The organism is Flavobacterium sp. NLM, assembly GCF_002210235.1.
GTDB lineage: Bacteria > Bacteroidota > Bacteroidia > Flavobacteriales > Flavobacteriaceae > Flavobacterium > Flavobacterium panici.
The window spans coordinates 25115-51681 of record NZ_LIAC01000015.1; the positions used below are offsets into that span (position 1 = coordinate 25115).

The following is a 26567-nucleotide window of genomic DNA, read 5'->3' on the forward strand; positions in this document are numbered from 1 at the left end:
GATTCCCTCCCGATAGCTATCGGGATCGGGATTGAGAACTGTGGATTTTCCACAAATGTATCAGACAAACTTTTGTCTCAATTCTCATGTCATTATATATTTCAAATGCTAGATAAAATCATTCAGTTTAGTATACGAAACAAATTCGTTATACTATTATTTACCCTCGTTTTGATAGCGTGGGGAAGCTATTCGCTTAAACAATTACCGCTCGATGCCCTGCCGGACGTTACAAATAATCAGGTTCAGATTATTACCACAGCGCCCACATTGGCAAGTCAGGAAGTCGAGCAGTTAATAACATATCCGCTGGAACAAGCCGTAAAAACCGTTCCCGATATTATAGAACTTCGCAGTATTTCCCGTTTTGGGTTGTCTGTCGTAACCGTTGTTTTTGAAGACGATGTCGATATTTACTGGGCGCGCGAACAAATATTTCAACGCTTAAAACAAGCCGAAGAAAATATTCCCGCTTATGCAGGTTCGCCGGAGTTAGCGCCAATTACAACTGGTCTTGGAGAAATTTACCAATATGATGTGTACGCTAAAAAAGGCTACGAAAACAAATACGACGCCGTAAAACTAAGAACCATTCAGGATTGGATTATTATTCCGCAATTACAGGGAATTCGCGGCGTTGCCGATGTAAGTGCCTGGGGTGGAAAACTAAAACAATACGAAATTGCCGTAAACCCAAATACACTAAACAGTCTGGGCGTAACGATTACCGAAATTTTTGATGCCTTAGAAAAAAACAACCAAAATACCGGAGGCGCTTATATTGAAAAAGATCAATACGCCTATTTCATTCGTGGTGTAGGAATGGCAAAAGGTGTAAAAGACCTTGGAAACGTCGTTGTTAAAAACAGAAACGGTTCTCCAGTTTTGGTTCGCGATGTAGCGCAGGTTCGCGAAGGCGTTGCATTACGTTACGGCGCCTCAACAAAAGACGGAAAAGGAGAAATAGTTTCGGGTTTAGTTTTAATGCTGAAAGGCGAAAACTCCAGCGCCGTTGTTAACCGAATCCATGAAAGAATGATCCAGATTAATAAAAGTCTGCCCGAAGGTGTCGCTGCAGAAGCTTTTATTGACAGAGGAAAACTGGTTGATAATGCCATTGGAACTGTTACCAAAAACTTACTCGAAGGAGCTTTAATTGTCATTTTTGTGCTGATTCTGTTTTTAGGAAATCTTCGTGCCGGATTAATCGTTGCATCGGTAATTCCGCTTGCCATGTTGTTTGCTATTATTTTAATGAATGCTTTTGGTGTAAGCGGAAACCTGATGAGTTTAGGCGCAATAGATTTCGGAATTATTGTCGACGGCGCTGTTATTATTGTTGAAGCTTCCATGCATCATCTGCAGAAACTCAAACGAAAAAAAGAACTTTCGCAGGAAGAAATGGATGTTGAAATCTACAATTCGGCATCAAAAATTAGAAATAGTGCCGCTTTTGGAGAAATCATTATTCTAATTGTGTATTTACCAATTCTTGCTTTAATAGGAACCGAAGGAAAAATGTTTAAACCTATGGCAATGACAGTTGGTTTTGCCGTAATTGGTGCGTTTATACTTTCGCTGACCTATGTGCCAATGATGAGTGCATTATTTCTTTCGAAGAAAACCGAACACAAAGAAAACTTCAGCGACAGAATGATGCTTTGGTTTGAGAATTTATACACGCCATTTTTAAACAAAGCGTTAGCATTCAAAAAAGTAGTTTTAGGAATCTCTCTGGGATTATTCGCTTTAGGATTAATCATTTTCAATAATATGGGCGGTGAATTTATCCCAACAATTGAAGAAGGCGATTTAGCAATTAATGCTTCAATCATGACCGGAAGTTCGCTTACGCAGATGGTCGAAACCACAACCAAATACGAACAGATTTTAAAAGCCAAATTCCCTGAAATCAAAACCATCGTAACCAAAATAGGAAGCGGAGAAATCCCAACCGACCCGATGCCAATTGAAAGCGGCGATTTGATTATTGTTTTAAAAGACAAAAAAGAATGGAAAGGCAAATACCATAATTGGGAAGAACTCGCAAATGCGATGAAAGAAGAAATGGAAGTGATTCCGGGTGCAAACATCGAAATTTCACAGCCTATTCAAATGCGTTTTAACGAATTAATGACCGGAAGCCGAAGCGATATTGCCATCAAAATATTTGGTGATGATCTTGAAATTTTAGATTCAAAAGCATCAGAATTAATTTCGAAAATAAAAAACATTGAAGGAATTGGCGATCTAAAAGCCGATAAAGTAACCGGATTACCTCAAATTACAATAAAATACGATTACAATAAAATTGCTTTATACGGATTGAATATTTCAGATATCAATCAAATTATTCGTTCGTCGTTTGCCGGAGAAAGTGCCGGAAAAATCTACGAAGAAAGCAAACGTTTTGATGTTGTCGTAAGAATGGATCAGGACAATCGCGCCGATATTACCGATGTGAGCAATTTGTTTATTCCATTACCAAACGGACAACAGGTACCGCTTTCGCAAGTGGCGAGTGTAGATTATGAACAAGGTCCGGTACAAGTTACGCGCGAAGACGGAAAACGAAGAATTACCGTTGGTTTAAACGTTCGTGGCAGAGATATTAAAACCGTTGTAGAAGAAATTCAGCAAAAACTTGACAAAGATTTCAAACTTCCTGCGGGTTATTATGTAACGTATGGCGGACAATTTGAAAATTTAATCGAAGCCACAAAACGACTTTCGGTTGCATTGCCAATCGCTTTAGGTTTGATTTTGATCTTGCTGTATTTTACGTTTAAAAGCTATAAACAAGCACTTTTAATCTTTACAGCCATTCCGTTATCAGCCATTGGAGGGGTATTTGCGCTTTCGCTGAGAGGAATGCCGTTTAGTATTTCCGCCGGAATTGGATTCATCGCCTTATTCGGAATTGCAGTTTTAAACGGAATTGTCCTGATTTCCTATTTCAATCAATTAAAATCAGAAGGAATTTTAGATCCGCTGCAAAGAGTCATAATTGGAACCAAAACCAGATTACGTCCCGTTTTAATGACCGCAGCCGTAGCTTCTTTAGGATTTTTGCCAATGGCATTATCCACAAGCGGCGGGGCAGAAGTGCAGAAACCTTTAGCAACGGTAGTTATTGGCGGTTTAATCTCGGCAACCTTATTAACCTTAATCGTTTTACCGATTTTATATTTAATGTTAGAGAAATTTAACCGTAAAGTAAAATGATTTCTCCCGCAGATTCAGCAGATTCGGCAGATTTAATTTTTGATTATAATAATCTGCTAAATCTCCAAAATCTGCGAGAGTTAAAAAAAACAAATGAAATGAAAAAATCAACATATAAAAATCAATCAAAAATACTTTGCTACCGATGGCTATCGGGATTGCGGTTAATTGCATTCCTATTGGCAAGCACAATAACATCGGCGCAAGCCAAAATATCTTTAGAAAAAGCAATAGAACTTGCCAAATCAAACAACATCGACCTAAAAATCGCCGATAAAGAAATAGAAAAACAAACCCTTTTAAAGAAAACCGCTTTTCAACCAGATCCATTACAGGTTCAATATCAAGGCGGGCAGTTCAACAGCGTCGATTTTGATCACAATGTTTCAGTACAGCAATTCTTTCCGTTAGGAAATGTCACAAAAGCAAACCGACAATTACAGGAAGAACTGGCAAAACTGGCTGAAAAACGAAAAACTTTATCCTCTTATGAACTTGAAAAAGCCGTGACTTTGGCCTATTATCAATATTTATACGGAATTTCAATTCAAAAACTAAACTCGGAATTAAACGAGATTTACACTAAATTCCTAAAGAACGCCGAACTCCGTTTTAAAACCGGAGAAAGCGGAAACATTGAAGTGATCAGTGCCAAAGCTAAAGTGAAAGAAATCGAAACCCAAAAAGAACAATTAAATTACGATTTGGCGATTTACCAAAAACAGCTTCAGTTTTTTGTGCAGACGAATGAAAGTATCATCCCAGATGAAACGACTTCATTAAAGTATTCTTTTATAGATAACAAGGATTCTAAAGCCGAAACATTATTGACAGATTTTTATCAGCAGCAAATTTCGGTTTACCAAAAAGAAGCCGGAACGTTTAAAGCCAACAGAACCCCTAAATTAGGTTTAGGATATTTTGCACAGACTATTAATACCGAATCACTGTTTCAGGGTTTCACCGCCGGATTACAGATTCCGATTTTTGGAGGCGTAAATACGGCAAAAGCAAAAGCTGCAGAAATTAGTATTTCGCAATCGCAATTGGCATTCGATAAAAACAAAACTATCCTGAACCTGCAAAAAGAAGAATTACAAAATAACTTTCAAAAGCAGCAGAAAAACTTAGATTATTATCAAAATGAAGGTTTGCAATACGCCAACCAGATTATTGATACGGCACAAAAAAGTTATGCAAACGGCGATATGAGTTATTGGTCGTACATCAGTTTTTTAAATCAGGCAATTGATATTAAAAAACAACTCGCCGAAGCCACGCACAGTTTCAATCAAAGTGCCATCGAACTTCAATTTCCAACCATCAAAAACAATTAAAATGAAGATAAGTTTAACCGCAAAGTTCACAAAGATTTTAGCGCAAAGTTCGCAAAGAAAATTAGCTTATAGCTTACTGCTTATAGCGTATAGCGGAATATTTATTTCCTGCAATGAAAAAAAAGCCGAAGAAACGCATGAAGAAGAAAAATCGCAGACAGAAGCCGCATTAACAGAAACTCAATATAAAACAGTAGGCATTGAAACCGGATTTGTAGAAAACAGAAACCTGAATAAAATCATTAAAGCTAATGGTTATACGACAGTTCCGCCACAAAATTCGGCTGAGGTTTCGACTTTAATTGGCGGAACAGTAAAAGATATTTATGTTTTAGAAGGAACATTTGTCAACAAAGGGAAAGTTTTGGCAACCATTCAAAATCTGGAAGTAATTGAAATGCAGGAAGATTACCATTCGGCAACAGCCAATGTTGAATATCTGCAGTTAGAATACAACCGCCAGAAAACGTTGAGCGATGAAAACGTGAATCCGAGGAAAACATTTCAGGAAGTAAAAGCCAAATTAGCCGCTGAAAGAGCCCGTGCGCAGGCAGCAAAAAATAAGTTAGAAGCTTTGCATGTTGGTACAAAAGGAAGTTCGTCTTTAGTGCCAATTGTGGCACCTATAAGCGGTTATGTCGGGAAAATCAGTATTGCTAAAGGTGCTTTTGCCCAAACCGGAGTTTCTTTGTTTGAGGTTGTAGATAACAGTCAGATGCATTTAGATTTGAATGTTTATGAAAAAGATCTGGGTTCCATTTCTATTGGTCAGGTAATCGATTTTGTGTTGACAAATCAATCCAATAAATCAATTAAAGGAAAGATTTTCGGAATCAATAAATCATTTTCTAACGAAAGTAAAACCGTTGCAGTTCACGCCAAAATTGATCCCGTCGATGCTAAAGATTTGATTTCGGGAATGTATGTTTCGGCAAATATCAATATTGTAAATGCCACGGTTCCGGCTTTACCAAAAGACGCCGTTGTTCGAAATGCCGATAAATATTTTGTTTTTGTGCAGGAAGAAGAGCATAAAAACGAGAAAACAAAAGAAAAAGAAATTCATTTTAAAGCAATTGAAGTAATTCCCGGTACTACAGATTTAGGTTTTACAGAAGTTAAGTTTGTTGACAGAATTGAGCCTGATGCTAAAATTGTTACAGAAGGTGCTTTTTATTTGCTTTCTGCAATGAAGGGCGGGGGAGAGCATGAGCACTAGGTTATTTGCCACGAAGGCACTAAGGCGCAAAGTTTTTTTTAAGCTGGTGTGAAATAATCTCGCAAAGTCGCAGAGTCGCAAAGTTTTTTCTCATTTTTTGTCATTTCGAGGAACGAGAAATCTCCGCAAGTAGCTCGACAAAGATTGGTGATTCTCGTTGTCGAATTTCTAGTGCGATTTCTCGTTCCTCGAAATGACAAACTGTAACCTCAACTAAAACGAAAAAACCTTTGTCAAAGTTTTAAACTTTGACAAAGGTCTCGTTATATAAAAAGGCCTTCGACTATGCTCAGACTGACAATTGTTTTAAATAGAAGAATTCAAAATTCTCTGCTTTACATGATCAATATACGACCTTCCAATAACATATCGAAGTCCTTCAATTTCAATACTGTTTCCTTCAACGGCGTCGATTTTGTCGATTGCAATCGTGTATGAACGGTGAATTCTCAGGAAGTTTTTTTCCGGCAGTAAATCTGTAAAGTCAGATAAAGTGCTGTGAATGATATATTTTCCCGTTAAGGTGTTTATTTTTAAGTAATCTTTTAAGCTTTCGATAACCAGAATTTCGTTGAAGAAAATCTTTTTCATTCTTTTTTTATCGATTTTTACGAAAATAAAAGGGCTGTCTGTGGCATTTTCTTGTGGAGAATTGGTTTTATTTTCAAGTCTTTTGCTGATTTTATTCAGCGTTTTCATTAATCTCGGAAATTCGATTGGTTTTACGAGATAATCTAAAACGTCGAGTTCATAAGTTTCAATTGCAAACTGACTGTAAGCACTTGTAATAACTAATAATGGTGGGTTTTCAAGACTTTTTATAAAATTAATTCCGTCAAGAACAGGCATATTAATGTCAAGAAAAATAACATCAACTCTATTATTTTTCAGAAAATTTAAGCCTTCAATTGGATTGCTAAAAGTATCTATTACCTCAAAATTCTCAATCGGCTCTAAATAGTTTTTTATAACATTGATTGCCAATGGCTCATCGTCAATAATCAAACATTTTATTTTCATTTCTATAATCTTATGTTTTTGAGCGAAATAATTTAGCAGGTAATCTTATATACGAGAAAAAGCTGCATTTAGGTTACTTTAATCACAAGCTTCACGACAAAAATATTCTTTTTATTTTTAAATGAAAGCTTATAGTCATTTTTATTATATCCTAATTCCAGTCTTTTTTTGACATTTTCGATACCTATACCACTTGACTTGTTAAAATTATCCTGATGCTGCGTAATTTCTGGCGTTGGATTTGAAATCGTAAAATGCAGGAAATCCCCTTTTACTTTAAAATCAATGTTAATCCTGACTTTTCCTGTGTTTTTGTTTACACCGTGTTTAAAGGCATTTTCAACAAAAGTCAGTAAAATCACCGGAGAAATCTCCTTATCATGAATATCTCCCGAAACTTCCATGTTCACTTCCAGACGTTCATCATTTCTGATTCTTTCTAAATCCAGATAATTCTGAATACATAGAATTTCGTTTTCTAAACTTTGCTTTTTACCACTTGTATCATAAAGCATATAACGCATTAATTCTGAAAGTTTTAAAACAATCTTTGGCGTTTTATTTGATTTTTCTACAGATAAAGAATAGATATTATTTAAAGTATTGAAGAAGAAATGCGGAGAGATCTGTGATTTCAAAAAAAGCAATTCCGTTTCCAACTGCGATTTCTCCAAATCAGTTACTCTTTTTTGCTCTTTCAAAAAGTCTAAAGTGATTTTGATTGCCGTAACAAAAGTGATTACGTACAATTCTCCCATCATCATATCAATGGTATAATTAAGTGTCAGTTTATCAATTGTCTGCGGCCCTTCCGGCCATACATTGTGTGTGATTAACAAATAGGTAAGATTAAATTTTACCAATACCATAAGGAAGATGGCAGACAAAACCGCAAGAACATAAAGCACATACTTTTTTCTGTAAACCAGATACGGCATAAAAATCAGAATATTCAAATAACACAGCGTCATGTGAATAGGGAAACCCAGCAAATTGGTTTTTAGCGAATACAAATAGTCATTAAAATAACTTCCCCATCGAAAAGTATTAAATAAGAAATAAGTCAGCCAAAAAACCACATGATAATACAAAGGTACGCGGTATAATTTGTTAGAATTGAAATTCATAATATGAGTATGTTTTATGACTTTTTTTGATGTTTATCTAAGTTTATGTGTTGTCCGTCTAAATAAGTTTTAATAAAAAGTCGGTTTGTTTAAATTTAAAGTTAAATTAAGGTTGTTTTATATGAAGAAAATTCTCGTGCCGGCTTTATTTGCAATTTTGGCTACAAGTTGTAAAATAAATGTAAACAAAAATAATAAACAGGAAAATATTTTTGTAAACCATGTTGATCCTTTTATTGGAACAGGTGGGCACGGCCATACGTACCCTGGAGCGACAGTTCCTTTTGGGATGTTACAAGTAAGTCCAGATAACGGAATCTCAAGCTGGGACTGGTGTTCTGGCTATCATTATTCAGATTCTATCGTTTCTGGTTTCAGTCATTTGCACTTAAGCGGAACAGGAATTGGCGATTTGGCGGACATTTTATTTATGCCGACCAACAAAAAAGTCGATTTGACATTAAAAACAACTTCACGCGATCAATTACCTTATAAATCATTTTACAGTCATGTTAACGAAAAAGCAGCACCGGGCTCTTACCAAGTTTTTCTTAAAGATCCTAAAATCAATGTAGAATTAACTTCTTCACAAAGAACAGCGTATCATAAATATACGTTTACAAAAAACGATAAACAATCTGTAATTGTCGATTTAGGATTTGCCATAAATTGGGACAAAGCCTTAAAAACCGGAATTACAATTGAAGACCAATATACTATAAGCGGTTACAGATATAGTAAAGGCTGGGCAGCAAATCAAAAAGTGTTTTTTGTAGCCAAGTTTTCAAAACCTATTACAGAATCAATTTTATCTGCTGATAAACAAATTGTTACTGGCAAAAAAGCAGACGCAGAAAATACATCAGCACAATTATTTTTTGACCCAAAAAACTCAGAGGAATTATTTATAAAAGTTGCCTTATCATCTGTAAGTGTGGCTAATGCCAAAGATAATCTGGACGGAGAAAAAGCAAATTTCGACAATACAAAATCAGAAGCCGCTTCGATTTGGAATAAAGCATTAAGCAAAATTAAAGTTGAAACACCAGTAGATTCGCTAAAAACGATTTTTTATACTGCGATGTATCATGCACAAGTTGCCCCTGTAACCTATAGTGATAAAAACGGTCAGTTTAGAAAAGAGGATGATCAAATTGTTACAGCAAAAGATTATACAGCCTATTCGACCTTATCACTATGGGATACTTTTAGAGCCGAAAATCCTTTATTGACTTTATTGGCGCCAGACAAAACTTCAGACATTGTAAACTCAATGTTAGCATATTACGATACCAAAAAAATATTACCGGTTTGGACTTTATACGCCAATGAAACCAATACAATGACTGGATATCACTCGATTCCTGTAATTGTCGATGCCTATTTAAAAGGTATAAAAGGTTTTGATGCCGAAAAAGCTTTCGAAGCTATGAAAGCCACCATGATGCAGGACGAGCGAGGTTTAAACTTCTACAAAAAATACGGATATATACCTTATAACTTATTAGACGAATCGGTTACAATTACTTTAGAATATGCTTACGACGATTGGTGTGTGGCGCAAATGGCGAAAGCTTTAGGGAAAAACGAAGATTATCAATTTTTCCTAAAACGTTCTCAGGCATACCAATATTTATTTGATCCGAAAACAGGATTCATGAGAGGAAAATCAGATGACGGAAAATCATGGAACGAACCTTTCGATCCAAAACATTCGAACCACAGAGAACATACGGATTATACAGAAGGAAATGCCTGGCAGCACAGTTGGTTTGTACCGCAAAATGTTGATAATTTAATTTCAATACACGGTGGAAATGAAACCTTTACTAAACGTTTAGAACAATTATTTACCGAAAGTTCTGAAATTACAGGAAACAATGTTTCGGCGGATATTTCAGGATTAATTGGACAATACGCACACGGAAACGAACCAAGTCACCACATTGCGTATATGTTCAATCATGCGGGTCAGCCTTGGAGAACGCAATATTGGGTTCGTCATATTTTAGATACACAATACAATACAACACCAAACGGATTAAGCGGAAACGAAGACTGCGGACAAATGTCGGCGTGGTATGTTTTCAGTTCAATGGGATTATACCCAATGAATCCGGCTTCGGGAGAATATGAAATTGGAAGTCCGATTTTCGAGAAAGCAACCATCAATCTTGAAGGCGGAAAAACGTTTGTAATTGAAGCTCAAAATGTTTCAAACAAAAACTTTTACATCCAGTCGGCAACTTTAAATGGAGTCGAATTCAATCAAACAGCAATCACACATCAACAAATTTTAAAAGGCGGGGTTTTACATTTTGTAATGGGACCTCAGCCAAATAAAAACTGGGGAACAAAGAAATAAAACAAAAAACGTAACTAACCTCCTAACAAATATATTTAATGGATATTATTGACGTATCGATAATCGTAGCTTACATTCTGCTCTCAGTGAGTATCGGAATTTGGATTTCAAGAAAAGCAAAACAAGGATTGGATGATTATTTTCTTGGCGGAAAAACAATCAAATGGTATTTTTTAGGTCTAAGTAACGGATCTGGAATGTTTGATGTTTCCGGAACTTCCTGGATGATTGGAGTACTTTTTCTATACGGAGTAAAAAGCTTTATGTTCATGTGGCTTTGGCCAATATGGAACCAGATTTTCGTAATGATGTTCCTTGCAGTCTGGATTAGAAGATCAAAAGTAATGACAGGTTCTGAGTGGATTTTAACCCGTTTCGGGAGCGACAGAGCCGGAAAAGCATCGCATATTATTGTGGCTATTTTTGCCATTATTTCTACAATTGGTTTTATCGCTTATTTCTTCGAAGGAATCGGAAAATTTGTAACCATTATTCTTCCGTGGGATTTAACGCTTCATTATGGCGATTTGATTCTATTAACTTCAGAGCGTTCTTATGCCTTAATTATCATCTTTTTAACTACGATTTATACCGTAAAAGGCGGAATGTTTTCTGTAGTAGCAACAGAGGTTGTACAATATTTAATCATGATTGTAGCCGGAGTTTTAATTGCCGGATATGCTTTTGTCAATTATACTGATATTCAAATAAATTCGGTTATTACCGAAGAATGGAAAAATGTTTTCTTCGGATGGCAGTTTGAAACCCAGTGGAGTGATAAATTCCAAACCTTCAATAATTTAATTGATTCTGAAGGTTACAAAATGTTTGGTGCTTTTATAGGAATGACGTTATTCAAAGGTTTCTTTGCAAGTGTCGCAGGACCAACACCGAGTTACGATTTACAACGTGTTCTTTCTACAAAATCTGTAAAAGAAGCAGCTTATATGAGCGGTTTCACGAACTTAATTTTATTCATTCCAAGATATTTATTAATTACTGGAATTGTGGTAATTGCGTTGGTAAACTTAGCTCCTGAATTAAATGCCAACACGGGTTTAACCGGAGCCGATTTAGAATTATTAATGCCAAAAGTGGTGAATTTATACATTCCGGTTGGAATTAAAGGAATTCTTTTAGCAGGTTTATTAGCCGCTTTCATGTCTGGATTCTCAGCTTTCGTGAATGCAGGGCCAGCATATATTGTAAATGATATTTATAAAAAATACTTTAAACCAGTTGCAACAAATGCACATTATATCAAAGTAAGTCAGATTTCTTCTTTTCTTGTAGTTGGTTTAGGCGTTTTCATGGGATTCTTTGCAGATTCGATCAATTCCTTAACGCTTTGGATTACAAGTGCTTTATACGGAGGTTACGTTGCAGCAAATTTCCTAAAATGGATTTGGTGGCGTTTTAACGGCTGGGGCTATTTCTGGGGAATGTTCGCCGGATTAATTGTAGCTTCTTTACAATTTGCTTTAGGTCAGGCCAAAGGAAGTTTAACCGAAGGATCATTTTTATACGATTTAGCACAAGTACAAGCCATTTATTTGTTCCCAATAATATTTGGTTTCTCTATTTTAGGATGTGTTTTAGGAACGTTCTTAAGCAAACCAACAGATATGGAAGTTTTAAAATCGTTTTACGCAAACGTAAGACCTTGGGGATTCTGGGGTCCGGTTTATAAAGTATTAAAGTCAGAAGATTTTACTTTCGAAAAAAACAATGATTTCTGGAGAGATATGATGAATTGTGCGATTGGAATTGTGTGGCAGTCGAGCATGATTTTGCTTCCGATATTTTTTATTATCAGAGATTATCCAAAAGCAATTACAGCTTTGATTGTGTTTTTAGTAACGACTACGATATTAAAATTCACATGGTTGGATAAGGTTAGAAAAATCGAAGATTAAGAAAAAAGATTAAAGACAGAGTTTGTCATCCTGACGAAGGAAGGATCACACACGGAACTCGACAAAGATTGACGATTTAGATTGCGGAGTTTCTAGTGTGATCCTTCGTTCCTCAGGATGACAAACAAAAAAATAAAAACAATAAAAAAACAAAAAAAATGAGCAGTATTCCTTGGCAAGACAGACCCGAAAACAGTAACGATGTAATGTGGAGATATTCTGAAAATCCAATTATCGACAGATATGCAATACCGTCATCAAACAGTATTTTTAATAGTGCTGTAGTTCCTTTTGGAGATGGTTATGCGGGAGTTTTCAGATGTGATAACAAAGCGGTTCAAATGAATATTTTTGCCGGCTTTAGTAAAAACGGAATCGATTGGGACATTAACCACGAACCAATCGTAATGCAGTCTGGTAATACAGACATGATCGAATCTGCTTATAAATACGATCCGCGTGTGGTTTTCATCGAAGACCGTTACTGGATTACATGGTGTAATGGTTACAACGGACCAACTATTGGAATTGGATATACTTTTGACTTTAAAGTGTTTTTTCAATGTGAAAATGCCTTTTTACCATTCAACAGAAACGGAGTTTTATTTCCACAAAAAATAAACGGAAAATACGCTATGCTAAGTCGTCCAAGTGATAACGGACATACTCCATTTGGAGATATCTGGATCAGCTACAGCCCGGACATGAAATATTGGGGAGAACACAGATTGGTAATGAAACCAAGTCCTTTTGAAGACAGCGCTTGGCAGTGTACGAAAGTTGGAGCAGGGCCAATTCCTATTTTAACAAACGAAGGCTGGCTGATGATCTACCACGGCGTTATCAATACTTGTAACGGTTTCCGTTACGCAATGGGTTCAGCGCTTTTAGATGTTGATTCACCAGATAAAGTAAAATACAGAACGCAGCCTTATTTATTAGGTCCGGCAGAGATTTATGAAATGGTAGGAGATGTGCCAAATGTTGTTTTCCCATGTGCCGCTTTACACGATACGGAAGAAGATAAATTAGCCGTTTATTATGGTGCTGCCGATACCGCCGTAGCCATTGCATTTGGTAAATTAAGCGAAGTAATTCAGTTTACAAAAGATAACAGTTTATAGAAAAAGCATGCGTTTAAAAATTCAATGGTTAACAGTTGTTTTAGTTTCTTTTTCGGTTGTGGGTTTTTCTCAATCGAAGAAAAATACCATTATTCCTAAAACATACGTCGCGGCAAAAACAACAAGTCCAATTACAATTGACGGAGATGAATCTGATGCTTCATGGAGCAAAGCAGAGTGGACTGATATTTTTGAAGATATAGAAAACGGCATTAAACCCAAGTATGCAACAAAAGTTAAAATGCTGTGGGACGAAACCAACTTTTATATTTTAGCAAAGATGGAGGAACCGCACGTTTGGGCCAATTTAAAACAGCGTGACACCATTATTTTTTACAACAATGATTTCGAAGTTTTTATAGATCCCGACAGCGACACTTTTAACTATTACGAATTAGAAATAAACGCCTTGAACACTGCTTGGGATCTATTTTTATCAAAACCTTATAGAGAAAATGATCTTGTAGTTTTAAACGACTGGAATATTCCGGGTTTAAAATCCGCAGTTAAAGTTCATGGAACGCTTAACAATCCAAATGATATTGACCAAGGCTGGACTTTAGAAATGGCGATTCCGTGGGCATCTTACAAAACCTCTTATTTCGATCAAAATGTACCTGCAGATAAATTCTGGAGAGTTAATTTTTCAAGAGTAAACTGGCAGCATTCAATTGTTGACGGCAAATACGAACGCAAAAAAGATGCCGACGGAAAATTTCTGCCAGAATACAATTGGGTTTGGTCGCCAATGGGTGTCATCAATATGCACGAACCTGAAAAATGGGGCTATGTTTATTTTTCTTCAAAAGAAGGAAAAGATACCTTTACAATTCCGCAGGACGAAAAAGTAAAATGGGAGCTTTACAATTTATACAGAGCCCAAAAAGAATATTTTCAAAAGAATAAAATTTGGGCAAAATCACTGACGAATCTCACAAAAGAAAACATCAGTGTTGATAATAAAATTTTAAAACCTATCTTAGAAAATCATTCCAGCGGATATAATATTTCTGTAAAAAGCCCTTTTTCGAATCAAACATTTGTGATAAAAGAGGACGGGAAAATAATAGCAAAATAAACCACAAAACCACTATGAAACTACCAAAACTATTACTTTTTTTACTCGCATTCACCATTTTTTCGTGTGCCAAAAAAGAAGAAACCACCTCATTTAAATTTGCAGTCTGGACAACTGCAGACGCCAAAAAATCGGACGCAGATTACACCAAAGAATTCAAAAAATACAAAGACGGCGGCATCGATGAAGTATTAATCAATACGACAACAGATCCAAAACTTTTAAAAAGATTAGTGCCGCTTGCTACAAAAGAAGGTCTAAAGGTTCACGCCTGGATAATGGCGATGAACCGTCCAAATGATTCAGTTGCATTGCAGCACCCGGAATGGTATCAGGTAAGTAAAGAAGGAAAATCTTGTTTCGACAATCGTCCGTATGTTGATTATTACCAATGGTTATGCCCAACCAGAAAAGAATCCAGAGAACACGTTTTACATTTAGTTGAAGAACTGGCAAAAGTTGAAGGAATCGAAAGTGTTCATTTAGATTATATTCGTTTCCCGGACATCTTTTTACCAATCAGCTTATTGCCAAAATACAACTTGGTTCAGGATGTAGAATTACCTCAATTCGATTTTTGTTATTGTGACGAATGTGTAAAAGCATTCGAAAAAATCCATCATAAAAATCCAAAAGAAAGTCATAATACTTCTATCGATATGGAGTGGAAAAACTTCCGTTTAAATGCGATAAAAGCTGTTGTTGATGATGCCTATAAAATTGCGCACAAACACAACAAACAATTAACCGCAGCCGTATTTCCTTACCCTGAAATGGCAGATCACATGGTACGTCAGCGTTGGGACAAATGGAATATCGACGAAGTATATCCAATGATTTACCACAGTTTTTACAATGAAGAAATTGACTGGGTTGGTTATGCCACTAAACAAGGTGTTGCTGATTTAGAAGATAAGAAAACAAAAATCAATACAGGAATTTATATTCCGGGATTGAAAAATGATAAAGAGCTAAAACAAGCTATTTTAGAAGCAAAAGAAAATGGAGCAGTAGGAGTTTCATTTTTCGACGGAAATGCATTGTCTGAAAGCAATTTAAAGATAATCAAAGAAACAAAAGCAAGTTTAAAGTAATATTTTTAAACACATAGAAACATAATGTAGATAATTCAACTTTGTCAAAGTTCAGGCGATAAAGGTATGTTTGTTAATGAAGTGAAACGCCTTTTATTCGGTTCTAAAAACTATGTTCCTATGTGTTTAAATAAAACTAAAAGTAAAAAAGCATGTCAAATAGAAGAGACTTTATCAAAAAAGCAGCTTTAGGCGCAGCAGCCGTAAGTTCTGTAGGCTTTAGCGGATTTGCAAAAGAGAAAGAAAATGAAAAAGAAGGCGCATTAGAATTTCCTTCAAAAAAAGTAAAAAAGCCAGTTGTAATTTCAACCTGGAATCACGGTTTGCCAGCTAATAAGGAAACATGGGAACAATTAAAAGCCGGAAAACCAGCCTTAGACGCCATTGAAGCAGGAATGAAAATTCCCGAAGCAGATCCAAATGTACGAAGCGTAGGTTACGGAGGATATCCGGATCGCGAAGGAAAAGTAACGCTGGACGCCTGTATAATGGATCATAACAGCAATTGCGGTTCCGTTTGTTTTTTACAGGGCATTATGCATCCAATTTCTGTAGCAAAAAGAGTATTGCAAAATACACCTCACGTAATGCTTGCCGGACAAGGCGCATTGCAATTTGCATTATCAGAAGGATTTAAAGAAGAAAATTTATTAACTCCGGAATCTGAAAAAGACTGGAAAAAATGGCTGGAAGATTCAAAATACAAACCAGTTATTAATATAGAAAATCACGATACTATAAGCATGCTAATGTTAGACCAGGATGGAAACCTTTCTGGTGGCTGTACTACAAGTGGTGCGGCCTGGAAAATGCACGGACGCGTCGGTGACTCCCCAATAATCGGCGCGGGTCTTTTTCTGGATAACGAAGTAGGAGCTGCAGCCGCAACCGGTTTGGGCGAAGCTGTAATTAGAACCGCAGGAAGTGCGATGGTTGTCGAATTAATGCGTCAGGGAAAATCGCCTTATGATGCCTGTAAAGAAATTACAGAACGTATTTACAACAAACACAAAAACCACAAAGACATGGAATATCTGCAAGTTGGTTTTATTGCTTTAAATAAAAACGGAGAACATGCAGGATACAGTTTGAGATCTGGTTTTAATTATGCCGTTTCTGATGATGAAAAAGGGCATAGAATGGAAGATGCGAAATTTAAAATGTCGTGGGATAAATAGACCAGTTTGTCATTTCGACGGAGGAGAAATCGCACACGTAACTCGACAAAGATTGAGGATTTAGATTACGGAGTTTCTAGTGCGATTTCTCGTTCCTCGAAATGACAAACAGAAACAAAAATTTTAAACACATAGTTACATAGATTCTTCTCTCACAATCTATCCCGATAATAATCGGGGCTATGTGTTCAAACAAAAACAAAGAATGAAAACAACAATATCCATATTAACCTTATTACTTTCAGTATTATCTGTTAATGCACAAGAAAAAGTTCCGTTTTGGCAGAATGAAAAAATCAATGAAGATAATAGAGAGCCCATGCACGCCGCCTATTATGTTTTTGAAAATGAAACATTAGTGGCTAAAAACGAATGGAGACAATCTAAAAATTACTTAGACATTAACGGAGCCTGGAAATTTAAATATGTGGATAATCCGGCTGCGCTTCCAAAAGACTTTGAGAAAACTGATTTTAATGATAAAAGCTGGGATAATTTTAAAATTCCGGCAAGCTGGGATGTAAACGGTTATGGATATCCGGTTTATGTAAATACAACTTACGATTTTGATTATTTAATGGCGCCAAATCCGCCATTTGTTCCAACAAAATACAATCCGACAGGAGTTTACAGAAGAGAAATTACAATCGATAAATCTTGGGAAGGAAAAGATATTTTTCTGCATATCGGAACAGCAAAATCAAATCTTACTGTTTGGGTAAATGGTGTTTATGTAGGATATGGTGAAGACGGAAAATTGCCATCGGAATTCAAATTAAACAAATACGTAAAAACCGGAAAAAACACAATTGCACTTCAGGTAATGAAATGGAATGACGGTTCGTATTTAGAATGTCAGGACATGTGGAGAATGAGCGGAATTACGAGAGATTCGTATTTAGTTGCGAGAAATAAAGCTCATTTAAATGATTTCGAAATTATTCCGGATTTAGATGCCAATTACGTAAACGGAAGTTTAAAAATAACAACTCAATTTTCTGATTTAGATAAAAAAGAGAGCTACACTTTAGACGTTCAGTTAAAAGATGGCGACAAAATTATAACCTCAAAAAATATTTCCGCTTTAAGCGAAAAACAAACATTTGATTTTGCAGTAGAAAATCCGAAGAAATGGAGTGCAGAAATTCCGAATTTATATCAGGTGCGTTTTATTTTAAAAGATAAAAAAGGAACCGTAATTGAAGTTATCAATCAAAATGTTGGATTTAGAAAAGTAGAAATTAAAGGCGGACAGCTTTTAGTAAATGGAAAAGCGATTTACATAAAAGGAGTAAACCGACATGAAGTTGATCCGGTTACAGGACAAACCATTTCAAGAGAAAGAATGGAACAAGATATTAAATTGATGAAAGAATTTAATATCAACGCAGTAAGAATGTCGCATTATCCAAACGATGAATATTTCTACGAATTATGTGATAAATACGGAATTTATGTGGTTGATGAAGCCAATATTGAATCACACGGAATGGGTTACGATATTACCAAAACACTTGGGAATAAACCAGACTGGGAATTAGCGCACATTCAACGTATGCAGCGAATGATTGAAAGAGATAAAAATCATACTTCAATCATTATCTGGAGTATGGGGAACGAAGCCGGAAACGGTTACAACTTTTACAGAGGATATTTATGGATTAAAAATAGAGATAAATCAAGACCAATTCAATACGAAAGAGCCACTGCGGGAGCTTGGGACGGAAAAGATTTAAAATTCGAATGGGATTCAGACATTATCGATCCAATGTACAGTTCTCCAAACAAAATGGAAGAATATATTCTGGCAAATCCAAATCCGTCAAGACCTTACATTCAGTGCGAGTATGCGCATGCAATGGGGAATTCGATGGGAAATTTTAAAGATTATTGGGATGTGATTCGTAAATATCCAAACTTTCAGGGCGGATTTATTTGGGATATGATCGATCAGTCGGTTTATAAAAAACTGGATAACGGAACTACGATTTTAGCGTATGGAGGAGATTTTGGACCAAAAGATGTAAAAAGCGATAACAACTTTGTAAACAACGGAGTTTTTACGGTAGACAGAAAACCAAATCCGCATGCGCTTGAAGTGCGAAATGTGTATCAAAATATCCTGACTTCCTGGGAAAATCAGGAAACGGCTACAATAAAAGTTTACAATGAATTTACGTTTAAAGATTTAAGCAACGTAACTTTGCATTGGACCTTAATTTTAGACGGAGTGAAAGAAACGAGAGGCGTTATCGATTATTTAGCAATCGATCCAACACAATCAAAAACCTATACATTGCCCATTAAATTAGGCGATAAAAAATTTCAGGAAGCTTTTATAAACATAAGCTATCAGTTAAAACAAGAAGAACCATTTTTACCAAAAGGTTTCGAAATTGCGACAGAACAACTGGCGTATAAAGGAACCTGGAAAAACGATATTAAAATCGAAGGAGCTTCAAAAATCACGGTGGAGAAAAAAGCAAATACTACGGTTTTCAAAAGTGACAAAGCTGAGATTTCTTTCGACAAAAAAACAGGATTTATCAGCGGTTATTCTTTCAATAATCAGCCTATTATAAAAGATGGATATCAATTGCGTCCCAATCTTTGGAGAGCACCAAACGATAATGATTTTGGCGCTAATTTTCAGGTAAACTTAAAGGCTTGGAAAGATGCAACAGAAAATCCAACTTTGGTAAACTGGACATTTACTCCATCAAAAGACAATAAAATTCTGGTAAAAGCAACGTATAGTTTAGCGCAGGTTTCTTCGACTTTAGAATTGAATTATGAGTTAAACGGAAACGGAGAATTAGTTGTAAAAGAAGTTTTAAATATTGATAAAAATAAAGAACAGCCTATTTTACCAAGATTTGGAATGGAAGTAATTGTTCCGAGAGATTTTAGTAATATGACGTATTACGGAAGAGGCCCGCACGAAAATTACATCGACAGAAATTACAGTTCAAAAGTGGGATTGTATACACAAACTGTTTCAGAACAATATTATCCATACATCCGCCCGCAGGAAACAGGAAATAAAACTGATGTACGTTTCTTAGAATTATCGGGAGATAAATTGAAATTAACCGTAACATCTGACGAATTATTAGCCGTAACTGCATTACATTTTTTAAATGAAGATTTAGACGACGGATTGCAAAAAGACCAAAGACACGCTGCCGAATTGAAAGAAAGAGATTTAACAAGTTTAAAAATCGATTCGAAACAAATGGGAGTTGGCGGAATCGACAGCTGGCAAGCCTGGCCAATGGAAAAATATCTTTTAAGAGGAAAAAATTATCAGTATCAATTTAAAATAACACCATCTTTAAAATAATAATTATGAGATCATTAAAACCCTTATTCGTCTTAATCTTCTTAACTGTTTTAAGTTTGGGTTACAGTCAGAAAAAAGTTTTTACTGCAAAAGATATTCAAATTATCCCGAAACCAAATCAGGTTTTGATTCAATCAGGAAGTTTTGAGTTTTCTAAAAATACTGTTTTTGTTGCCAATACTGATTTTCAAAAAGATATATCAAACGCTTTAATCAACAAATTTGAAGTGGCTGCAGGCTGGCGACCAATTTTGGGCGTAAAAGCACCGCAGAACAATTTTGTTCAGTTTAAAACAGATCCAAATCTTCATAAAGAAGCCTATAAAGTTGAGGTAAACAATAATATAATCACAATTACAGCAAAAGGAAATGCTGGTTTTATCTACGGATTAGAAACGATTAGACAATTACTTCCTACGGCGATTGAAAGTACTTATGCAATTTCATCTGCAAAATGGCAGATTCCGAATGTTGTGATTACAGACGAACCGCGTTTTCAATGGAGAGGTTTGATGTTGGATTTATCACGTCATTTTTTCGATAAAAATTATATTCTGGCTACAATCGATCGTTTGGCAATGCACAAAATGAACGTTTTGCATTTGCATTTAGTTGATGATCAAGGCTGGAGAATTGAAATTAAGAAATATCCTAAACTAACCGAAGTTGGAGCATGGAGAGTGAATCAGGAAAATGTTGCATGGAATGCCAGATTAGCCACAAATCCTGATGAAAAAGGAACTTACGGAGGATTTTTTACGCAGGAAGAATTAAAAGAAATCGTAAAATATGCAGCTTCTAAAAACATCGAAGTAATTCCTGAAATCGAAATGCCGGCACACGTAAGTTCTGCCATTGCAGCTTATCCGGAATTGGCTTGTTTTGATCAGCGTATTGGTGTTCCGTCTGGCGGAGTCTGGCCTATTACAGATATTTATTGTGCAGGAAAAGAATCTACATTTGAGTTTCTGCAAAATGTATTAGACGAAGTAATGACGATTTTTCCATCAAAATATATTCATATTGGAGGCGACGAAGCGACAAAAACCAATTGGGATAAATGTCCAAACTGCCAAAAAAGAATGAAAGATTTAGGTCTGAAAAATTCAACGGAACTGCAAAGTTATTTTGTAAAACGTATTGAAAAATACATCAATTCTAAAGGTAAAAAAGTAATTGGCTGGGATGAAATTGTAGAAGGCGGTTTAGCTCCGGAAGCCACTGTAATGAGCTGGAGAGGAACAAAAGGCGGTATTGAAGCGGCAGACCAAGGTCATGATGTCATTATGACGCCGGAATCTCCTTGTTATTTTAATTTTTATCAAGGTCCTCAAAACGAAGAACCATTGGCTTTTGATGCTTATAATCCTTTAAATAAAGTGTACGAATTTGAGCCGGTTGTGCCTACAATGTCACCTGCAGAAGCGAATCATGTTTTGGGCGGACAGGCTAATTTATGGGCAGAATATCTTTCGGGACCAAAGGATTCAGAATATATGATTTTTCCAAGACTGGCAGCTATGGCTGAGGTTTTATGGAGTTCGAAAGAAAGCCGTAACTGGATTGATTTTACAACGAGACTGAAACCATTATTAAATCGCTATGATTATTTAGGAATCAATTATGCTAAAAGTGCTTATTTGGTAACATCTTCTTCAACAGCAGATTTGGCTAAAAAACAAATTAATGTGACACTGAAAAATGAATTTCCAAATCCGGATATTCGATATGTTTTAGGAGATAAAACGATCGATCATCATGCGGTGAAATATATAAACCCAATTGAATTTAAAGAAACTACTGTTTTAAAAGCTTCTTTATTTCAGGATGAAAAACCAGTTGGAAAAACATTTACAGATACCATTATTTTCCATAAAGCTTTTGCACAAAAAGTAAAATATTTAACGCCTTATAATGATAATTATAAAGGAGATGCCAATACGATGGTCAATACAATTCGAGGAAGCAAAAATTTCCATGACGGACAATGGCAGGCATGGCTTGTTAACGATATGGAATTGGTAATCGATTTTGAAAAACAGGAAAGTGTTGAGCAGGTAATAGTAGGAGCTTTAGAAAGTCAGGGCGCCGGAGTTAATTTTCCTGTAAAAGTGAAAGTTTTGGTTTCAAATGATGGAATCAAATATCAGGAAGTTGGGAAAGTTTCACGTCCGTATGCTCCAAATGTGACTTCGGAATTGAAGGATTTCAAAATCAATTTTGCAAAAGTCAATACACGATTTGTAAAAGTAATCGCTTATAACCTTAAGAAAAGCCCGAAAGGGGAAAGTTCTTGGTTGTTTGTTGATGAGATTTTAGTGAATTAATAAACGCATTTTTTGTCAAACTGATACGCTCATGATATTACACGCAATCTTGTCATTTCGACGGAGGAGAAATCTCCACAAGTAGCTCGACAAAGATTGATGAATTACTATGAGGAGTTTCTTGCGAAGATTTCTCCTTCGTCGAAATGACAAAAAATGCGCAGAAGCTTTGATAAAGTTTCCGGTTAAGTTTGTCATTCCGAGGAACGAGGAATCGCACTAGTTGATCGACAAAGATTGACGATTTACTATGAGGAGTTTCTTGCGAAGATTTCTCCTCCGTCGAAATGACAAAAATGTGGAGAAAATTTGACAAAATTAGATAACAAGGACACTTTGTCTCAATATCTTAAATGTGAATTTCATAATTAATTAGATAACAAGGACACTTTGTCTCAATATCTTAAATGTGAATTTCACAATTAAACAAAGAACAAAAACAAAAAACTATAAATAGAATAAAGATGAAAAGAGGAATATTCATAATCGCGTTATTATTTTCCGTTCAAATGTTTTCGCAGGCCATTTATGAAGATGAGCGTTATGTACCGGAAACGGATCCGTTGGTGTTGAAAAATTTAGAGGCATGGCAAGGCAAAAAGTTTGGATTATTAATGCACTGGGGAACATACAGCCAATGGGGAATTGTAGAATCATGGTCAATATGCCCGGAAGATTATGGATGGTGCGAACGTAAAAAAGGAAGCAATCCGACCAATTATAATCAATATGTAAAAGATTATGAAGGTTTGAAAAAGACTTTTAATCCAACCAAATTTGATCCGACAAAATGGGCAAAAGCAGCAAAAGCAGCGGGAATGAAATACATGGTTTTTACCACCAAACACCATGATGGATTTAATATGTACGATACTAAATATTCTGATTATAAAGTAACAGACAAAGATTGTCCTTTCAGCACAAATCCAAAAGCCGATGTTTTAAAAGAAGTTTTCAACGCTTTTAGAGCAGAGAATATTTCAACAGGAGCTTATTTCTCAAAACCAGACTGGCATAACGAAAATTACTGGGATCCGTATTTTCCGCCTTTCGACAGAAATGTAAATTACGATCCGTCATTATATCCTGAAAAATGGCAGAAATATGTTGATTTCACTCACAACCAAATTTTAGAAATCCTTACTAATTACGGTAAAGTAGATATTTTATGGCTTGACGGAGGATGGGTTAGAAAAAGAGATCAGCAAAATTTAAAAGAAAACTATGACGAGAAATTTGCTGAAAACGAATCTAAAAACGGTTTCATCAAACACAGAGTTGTAGATCAGGATCCAAAAATGGACGAATTGGTGGTGAAAGCACGCCAAAAACAACCAGGATTAATTGTGGTTGACAGAGCGGTTCACGGAAAAAATCAAAATTATTTAACTCCAGAAGGTCGTGTTCCTGCAAAAACATTACCTTATCCTTGGGAATCTTGTATCACTTCTGGCGGCGGATGGTCTTATACTCCAGATGCAAAATACATGACGGGAAGACAAGGAATTCACATGTTGGTTGACATTGTTGCAAAAGGCGGAAACCTATTATTAAACGTTGCCCCAAGTCCGGAAGGAGAATGGCAGCAAGGTGCTTATGATTTATTGCAAGCTTATGCAGACTGGATGAAAGTAAACAGTGTTGCGATTTATGATACAAAACCAATTGAACCTTTTAAGGAAGATAATATCTGCTTTACACAAAATAAAGCCGGAAATGTATTTGCTTTTTATTTAGCAAAAGACGGAGAAGATAAAATTCCTGCAAGCGTTACAGTGAAATCTATCAGCCCTAAAAAAGGAACAAAAATTACCATGTTAGGTTCTAAAACTTCTCTAAAATGGACAAAAGAAGGAAACGGATTTAAAGTGGTAATTCCGGAAAGCCTTAGAAATAATTTACCTGCAAAAGAAGCATGGACTTTAAAAATAGAAGCTATTAACAGATAAGAATATGTTTTCAATATCAAAAAAATTAATTTTAAAAACAGCATGCAGCTTTTGCATGCTGTTTTTTAGCATCACAAGTTTTGCACAACAACCGGCAGATTATGTGAATCCGTTTATTGGAACTTCCAACTTTGGAGCCGCTTTTCCGGGGCCGATTGCGCCACGCGGAATGGCAAGTATAAGCCCGTTTAATGTTGCCGGAGTAAAAAATACTCCAATGGAAAAAGACAGTCAGTGGCTTTCGAATCCATATGTAAACGAAAATACCTTTTTAACCGGATTTAGTCAGGTGAATTTGAGCGGTGTAGGTTGTCCAGAATTAGGCGTTATTTTATTGATGCCAACAACTGGAAATCTTGAAATCGATCATTTAAAATACGGATCGACATATTCTAATGAAGTGGCAAAAGCCGGATATTACAGCGTTGATCTCAAGAAATATAAAGTTAAAGGAGAATTTACCGCTTCAAAACGAGTTGGTGTAAGCAGATTCTCTTTCCCGAAAGGGCAGTCGAACATTTTAATAAATCTTGGTTTAGGATTAACGAACGAAGAAGGTTCGATGATCAAAGTCGTTTCCTCGACAGAAATTGAAGGAATGCGTTCTGTAGGTTCGTTTTGTTATAATAGCCCGGAAGATGCTTATCCGGTTTATTTTGTAGCCAAGTTTTCTAAACCTGCTGAAAAATTTGGCGTTTGGAAAAAACCTTCTAAATACAATGGTGTTGAAGCGCAATGGATGGCAGGATATAATGGCAAGGCAAGAATAATGAAAAATACCATCAAAACAGTAGTTGGCGATAGTATTGGAAGTTATTTCAGCTACAAATTTGACAAACAAGAAACGGTTGAAGTTAAAATTGGGATTTCGTATGTAAGCATCGAAAATGCGCGTGAAAATTTAGAAAAAGAAACCGGAGATAAATCGTTTGATGCCGTTTATAAAGACACTTACAAAGAATGGAACGACGAACTTTCGAAGATTTTAGTTGAAGGCGGTTCCGAAGATGATAAAACGATTTTCTACACAGCTTTGTATCACACTTTAATTCATCCGAATACTTTAAATGATGTAAACGGAGAATATCCGCAGATTAAAAGAACCAAGATTGGTAAAACTGATGGCACGCGCTATACAGTATTTTCATTATGGGATACCTATCGAAACATGCATCCTTTAACCTCTTTAGTTTATCCTAAGCAGCAATCGGATATGATAAAAAGCATGTTGAAAATGTATGATGAAAACGGCTGGCTGCCAAAATGGGAATTAAATTCTACAGAAACATTTACAATGGTAGGAGATCCGGCAAGTATTGTTATAGTTGATGCCTGCTTAAAAGGAATTCAGGATTTTGACGTTTACAAAGCTTATTATGCCATGTTGAAAGGAGCAGACCAAATTGAAAATAATCCGCTGCGTCCGGGGCTTAAAGAATATATAGAAAAAGGATATTTATCTACTAATCATCCCGGACCTGTTTCTACAACACTGGAATACAATACTTCAGATTATGCGATTTCACTTTTAGCAAAAGCTTTGGGTGAAAAGGAAGATTACAAACGTTTTGCTAAACGTTCATTATCCTACCAAAAATTATTTGACAAAAATTTAAAATTATTGCGTCCAAGAATTGCTAACGGAAATTGGTACGAACCTTTTGATCCCGAAGCAGGATCTAATTTTGAAGCAAATGTTGGTTTTATCGAAGGAAATGCATGGCAATATGCTTTTATGGTTCCGCATGATATCAAAGGATTGATGAAATTAATGGGCGGTGATAAACCTTTCACAGATCAATTGCAAAAAGTTTTTGATACCAAAAAATTTGATATGGCAAACGAGCCGGATATTGCTTATCCCTATTTATTCAATTATGTAAAAGGCGAAGAATGGAGAAGTCAGGAACTGGTTAAAAAACTGGTACAGGAATATTTTCAAAACAAACCAAAAGGATTACCAGGAAATGATGATACCGGAACAATGTCGGCTTGGTTAGTATATTCCATGATGGGATTTTATCCAATATCTCCCGGCGACCCAATTTATACGATCACAACACCAATGTTTGATAAAGTAACAATCAAATTAGATTCAAGATATTATAAAAAAGAAAATATTGTTATTGAAAAAGAAATCAATACTGATGGAAAAATCAAAACAATAGAATTAAACGGAAAACCACTGAACAGTTATTTCATTTCACACGATGATTTTGTGAATGGAGGAACGCTCAAAGTGATTCAAAATTAAACTCTCACAAC

The 26567-nt window shown here is 35.8% G+C and carries 15 protein-coding genes; 13 read left to right on the top strand and 2 right to left on the bottom strand.

Features of this window, described 5'->3' with window-relative positions; translation table 11 throughout:
- Positions 1-105 precede the first annotated feature (105 nt).
- The 3 genes from APR43_RS18020 to APR43_RS18030 all read left to right on the top strand — a co-directional run bounded on the left by APR43_RS18020 (position 106) and on the right by APR43_RS18030 (position 5781).
- Entirely contained in the window at positions 106-3225 is a 3120-nt protein-coding gene (locus tag APR43_RS18020) for an efflux RND transporter permease subunit (protein WP_053472254.1), read from the top strand.
- 98 nt (positions 3226-3323) lie between these two features.
- On the top strand, positions 3324-4562 hold the full coding sequence (locus tag APR43_RS18025; RefSeq protein WP_088636429.1) for a TolC family protein: 1239 nt from the start codon (positions 3324-3326) through the stop codon (positions 4560-4562).
- Between the two features lies 1 nt (position 4563).
- On the top strand, positions 4564-5781 hold the full coding sequence (locus APR43_RS18030; RefSeq protein WP_053472255.1) for an efflux RND transporter periplasmic adaptor subunit: 1218 nt from the start codon (positions 4564-4566) through the stop codon (positions 5779-5781).
- 306 nt (positions 5782-6087) lie between these two features.
- Here APR43_RS18030 and APR43_RS18035 read toward each other — a convergent pair whose 3' ends face one another.
- Positions 6088-6801, bottom strand: a complete 714-nt coding sequence (locus tag APR43_RS18035) for a LytR/AlgR family response regulator transcription factor (protein WP_053471175.1) — start codon at positions 6799-6801, stop codon at positions 6088-6090.
- Between the two features lie 68 nt (positions 6802-6869).
- A complete protein-coding gene (locus tag APR43_RS18040; RefSeq protein WP_053471174.1) occupies positions 6870-7928 on the bottom strand; it encodes a sensor histidine kinase in 1059 nt (352 codons plus the stop codon).
- Between the two features lie 121 nt (positions 7929-8049).
- Here APR43_RS18040 and APR43_RS18045 point away from each other — a divergent pair, with 121 nt between their 5' ends.
- The 10 genes from APR43_RS18045 to APR43_RS18090 all read left to right on the top strand — a co-directional run bounded on the left by APR43_RS18045 (position 8050) and on the right by APR43_RS18090 (position 26556).
- Positions 8050-10293: a GH92 family glycosyl hydrolase gene (locus APR43_RS18045; RefSeq protein WP_053471173.1), complete on the top strand. Its 2244-nt coding sequence runs from the start codon at positions 8050-8052 to the stop codon at positions 10291-10293.
- A 38-nt stretch (positions 10294-10331) separates the two neighbouring features.
- Entirely contained in the window at positions 10332-12209 is a 1878-nt protein-coding gene (locus tag APR43_RS18050; RefSeq protein ID WP_053471172.1) for a sodium:solute symporter family protein, read from the top strand.
- 158 nt (positions 12210-12367) lie between these two features.
- On the top strand, positions 12368-13333 hold the full coding sequence (locus tag APR43_RS18055; protein ID WP_053471171.1) for a glycoside hydrolase family 130 protein: 966 nt from the start codon (positions 12368-12370) through the stop codon (positions 13331-13333).
- 7 nt (positions 13334-13340) lie between these two features.
- The gene (locus APR43_RS18060; RefSeq protein ID WP_053471170.1) at positions 13341-14411 is read left to right on the top strand and encodes a carbohydrate-binding family 9-like protein; all 1071 of its coding nucleotides are present in this window, start codon (positions 13341-13343) and stop codon (positions 14409-14411) included.
- 14 nt (positions 14412-14425) lie between these two features.
- Complete coding sequence (locus APR43_RS18065; protein ID WP_053471169.1) at positions 14426-15505, top strand: putative glycoside hydrolase; 1080 nt, start codon at positions 14426-14428, stop codon at positions 15503-15505.
- 152 nt (positions 15506-15657) lie between these two features.
- Positions 15658-16683: an isoaspartyl peptidase/L-asparaginase family protein gene (locus APR43_RS18070; RefSeq protein ID WP_088636425.1), complete on the top strand. Its 1026-nt coding sequence runs from the start codon at positions 15658-15660 to the stop codon at positions 16681-16683.
- 205 nt (positions 16684-16888) lie between these two features.
- A complete protein-coding gene (locus APR43_RS18075) occupies positions 16889-20026 on the top strand; it encodes a glycoside hydrolase family 2 TIM barrel-domain containing protein (RefSeq protein WP_053471168.1) in 3138 nt (1045 codons plus the stop codon).
- Between the two features lie 5 nt (positions 20027-20031).
- The gene (locus tag APR43_RS18080) at positions 20032-22353 is read left to right on the top strand and encodes a family 20 glycosylhydrolase (protein ID WP_053471167.1); all 2322 of its coding nucleotides are present in this window, start codon (positions 20032-20034) and stop codon (positions 22351-22353) included.
- A 464-nt stretch (positions 22354-22817) separates the two neighbouring features.
- On the top strand, positions 22818-24302 hold the full coding sequence (locus APR43_RS18085) for an alpha-L-fucosidase (protein WP_053471166.1): 1485 nt from the start codon (positions 22818-22820) through the stop codon (positions 24300-24302).
- 4 nt (positions 24303-24306) lie between these two features.
- Complete coding sequence (locus tag APR43_RS18090) at positions 24307-26556, top strand: GH92 family glycosyl hydrolase (protein WP_082356389.1); 2250 nt, start codon at positions 24307-24309, stop codon at positions 26554-26556.
- Positions 26557-26567: the final 11 nt, after the last annotated feature.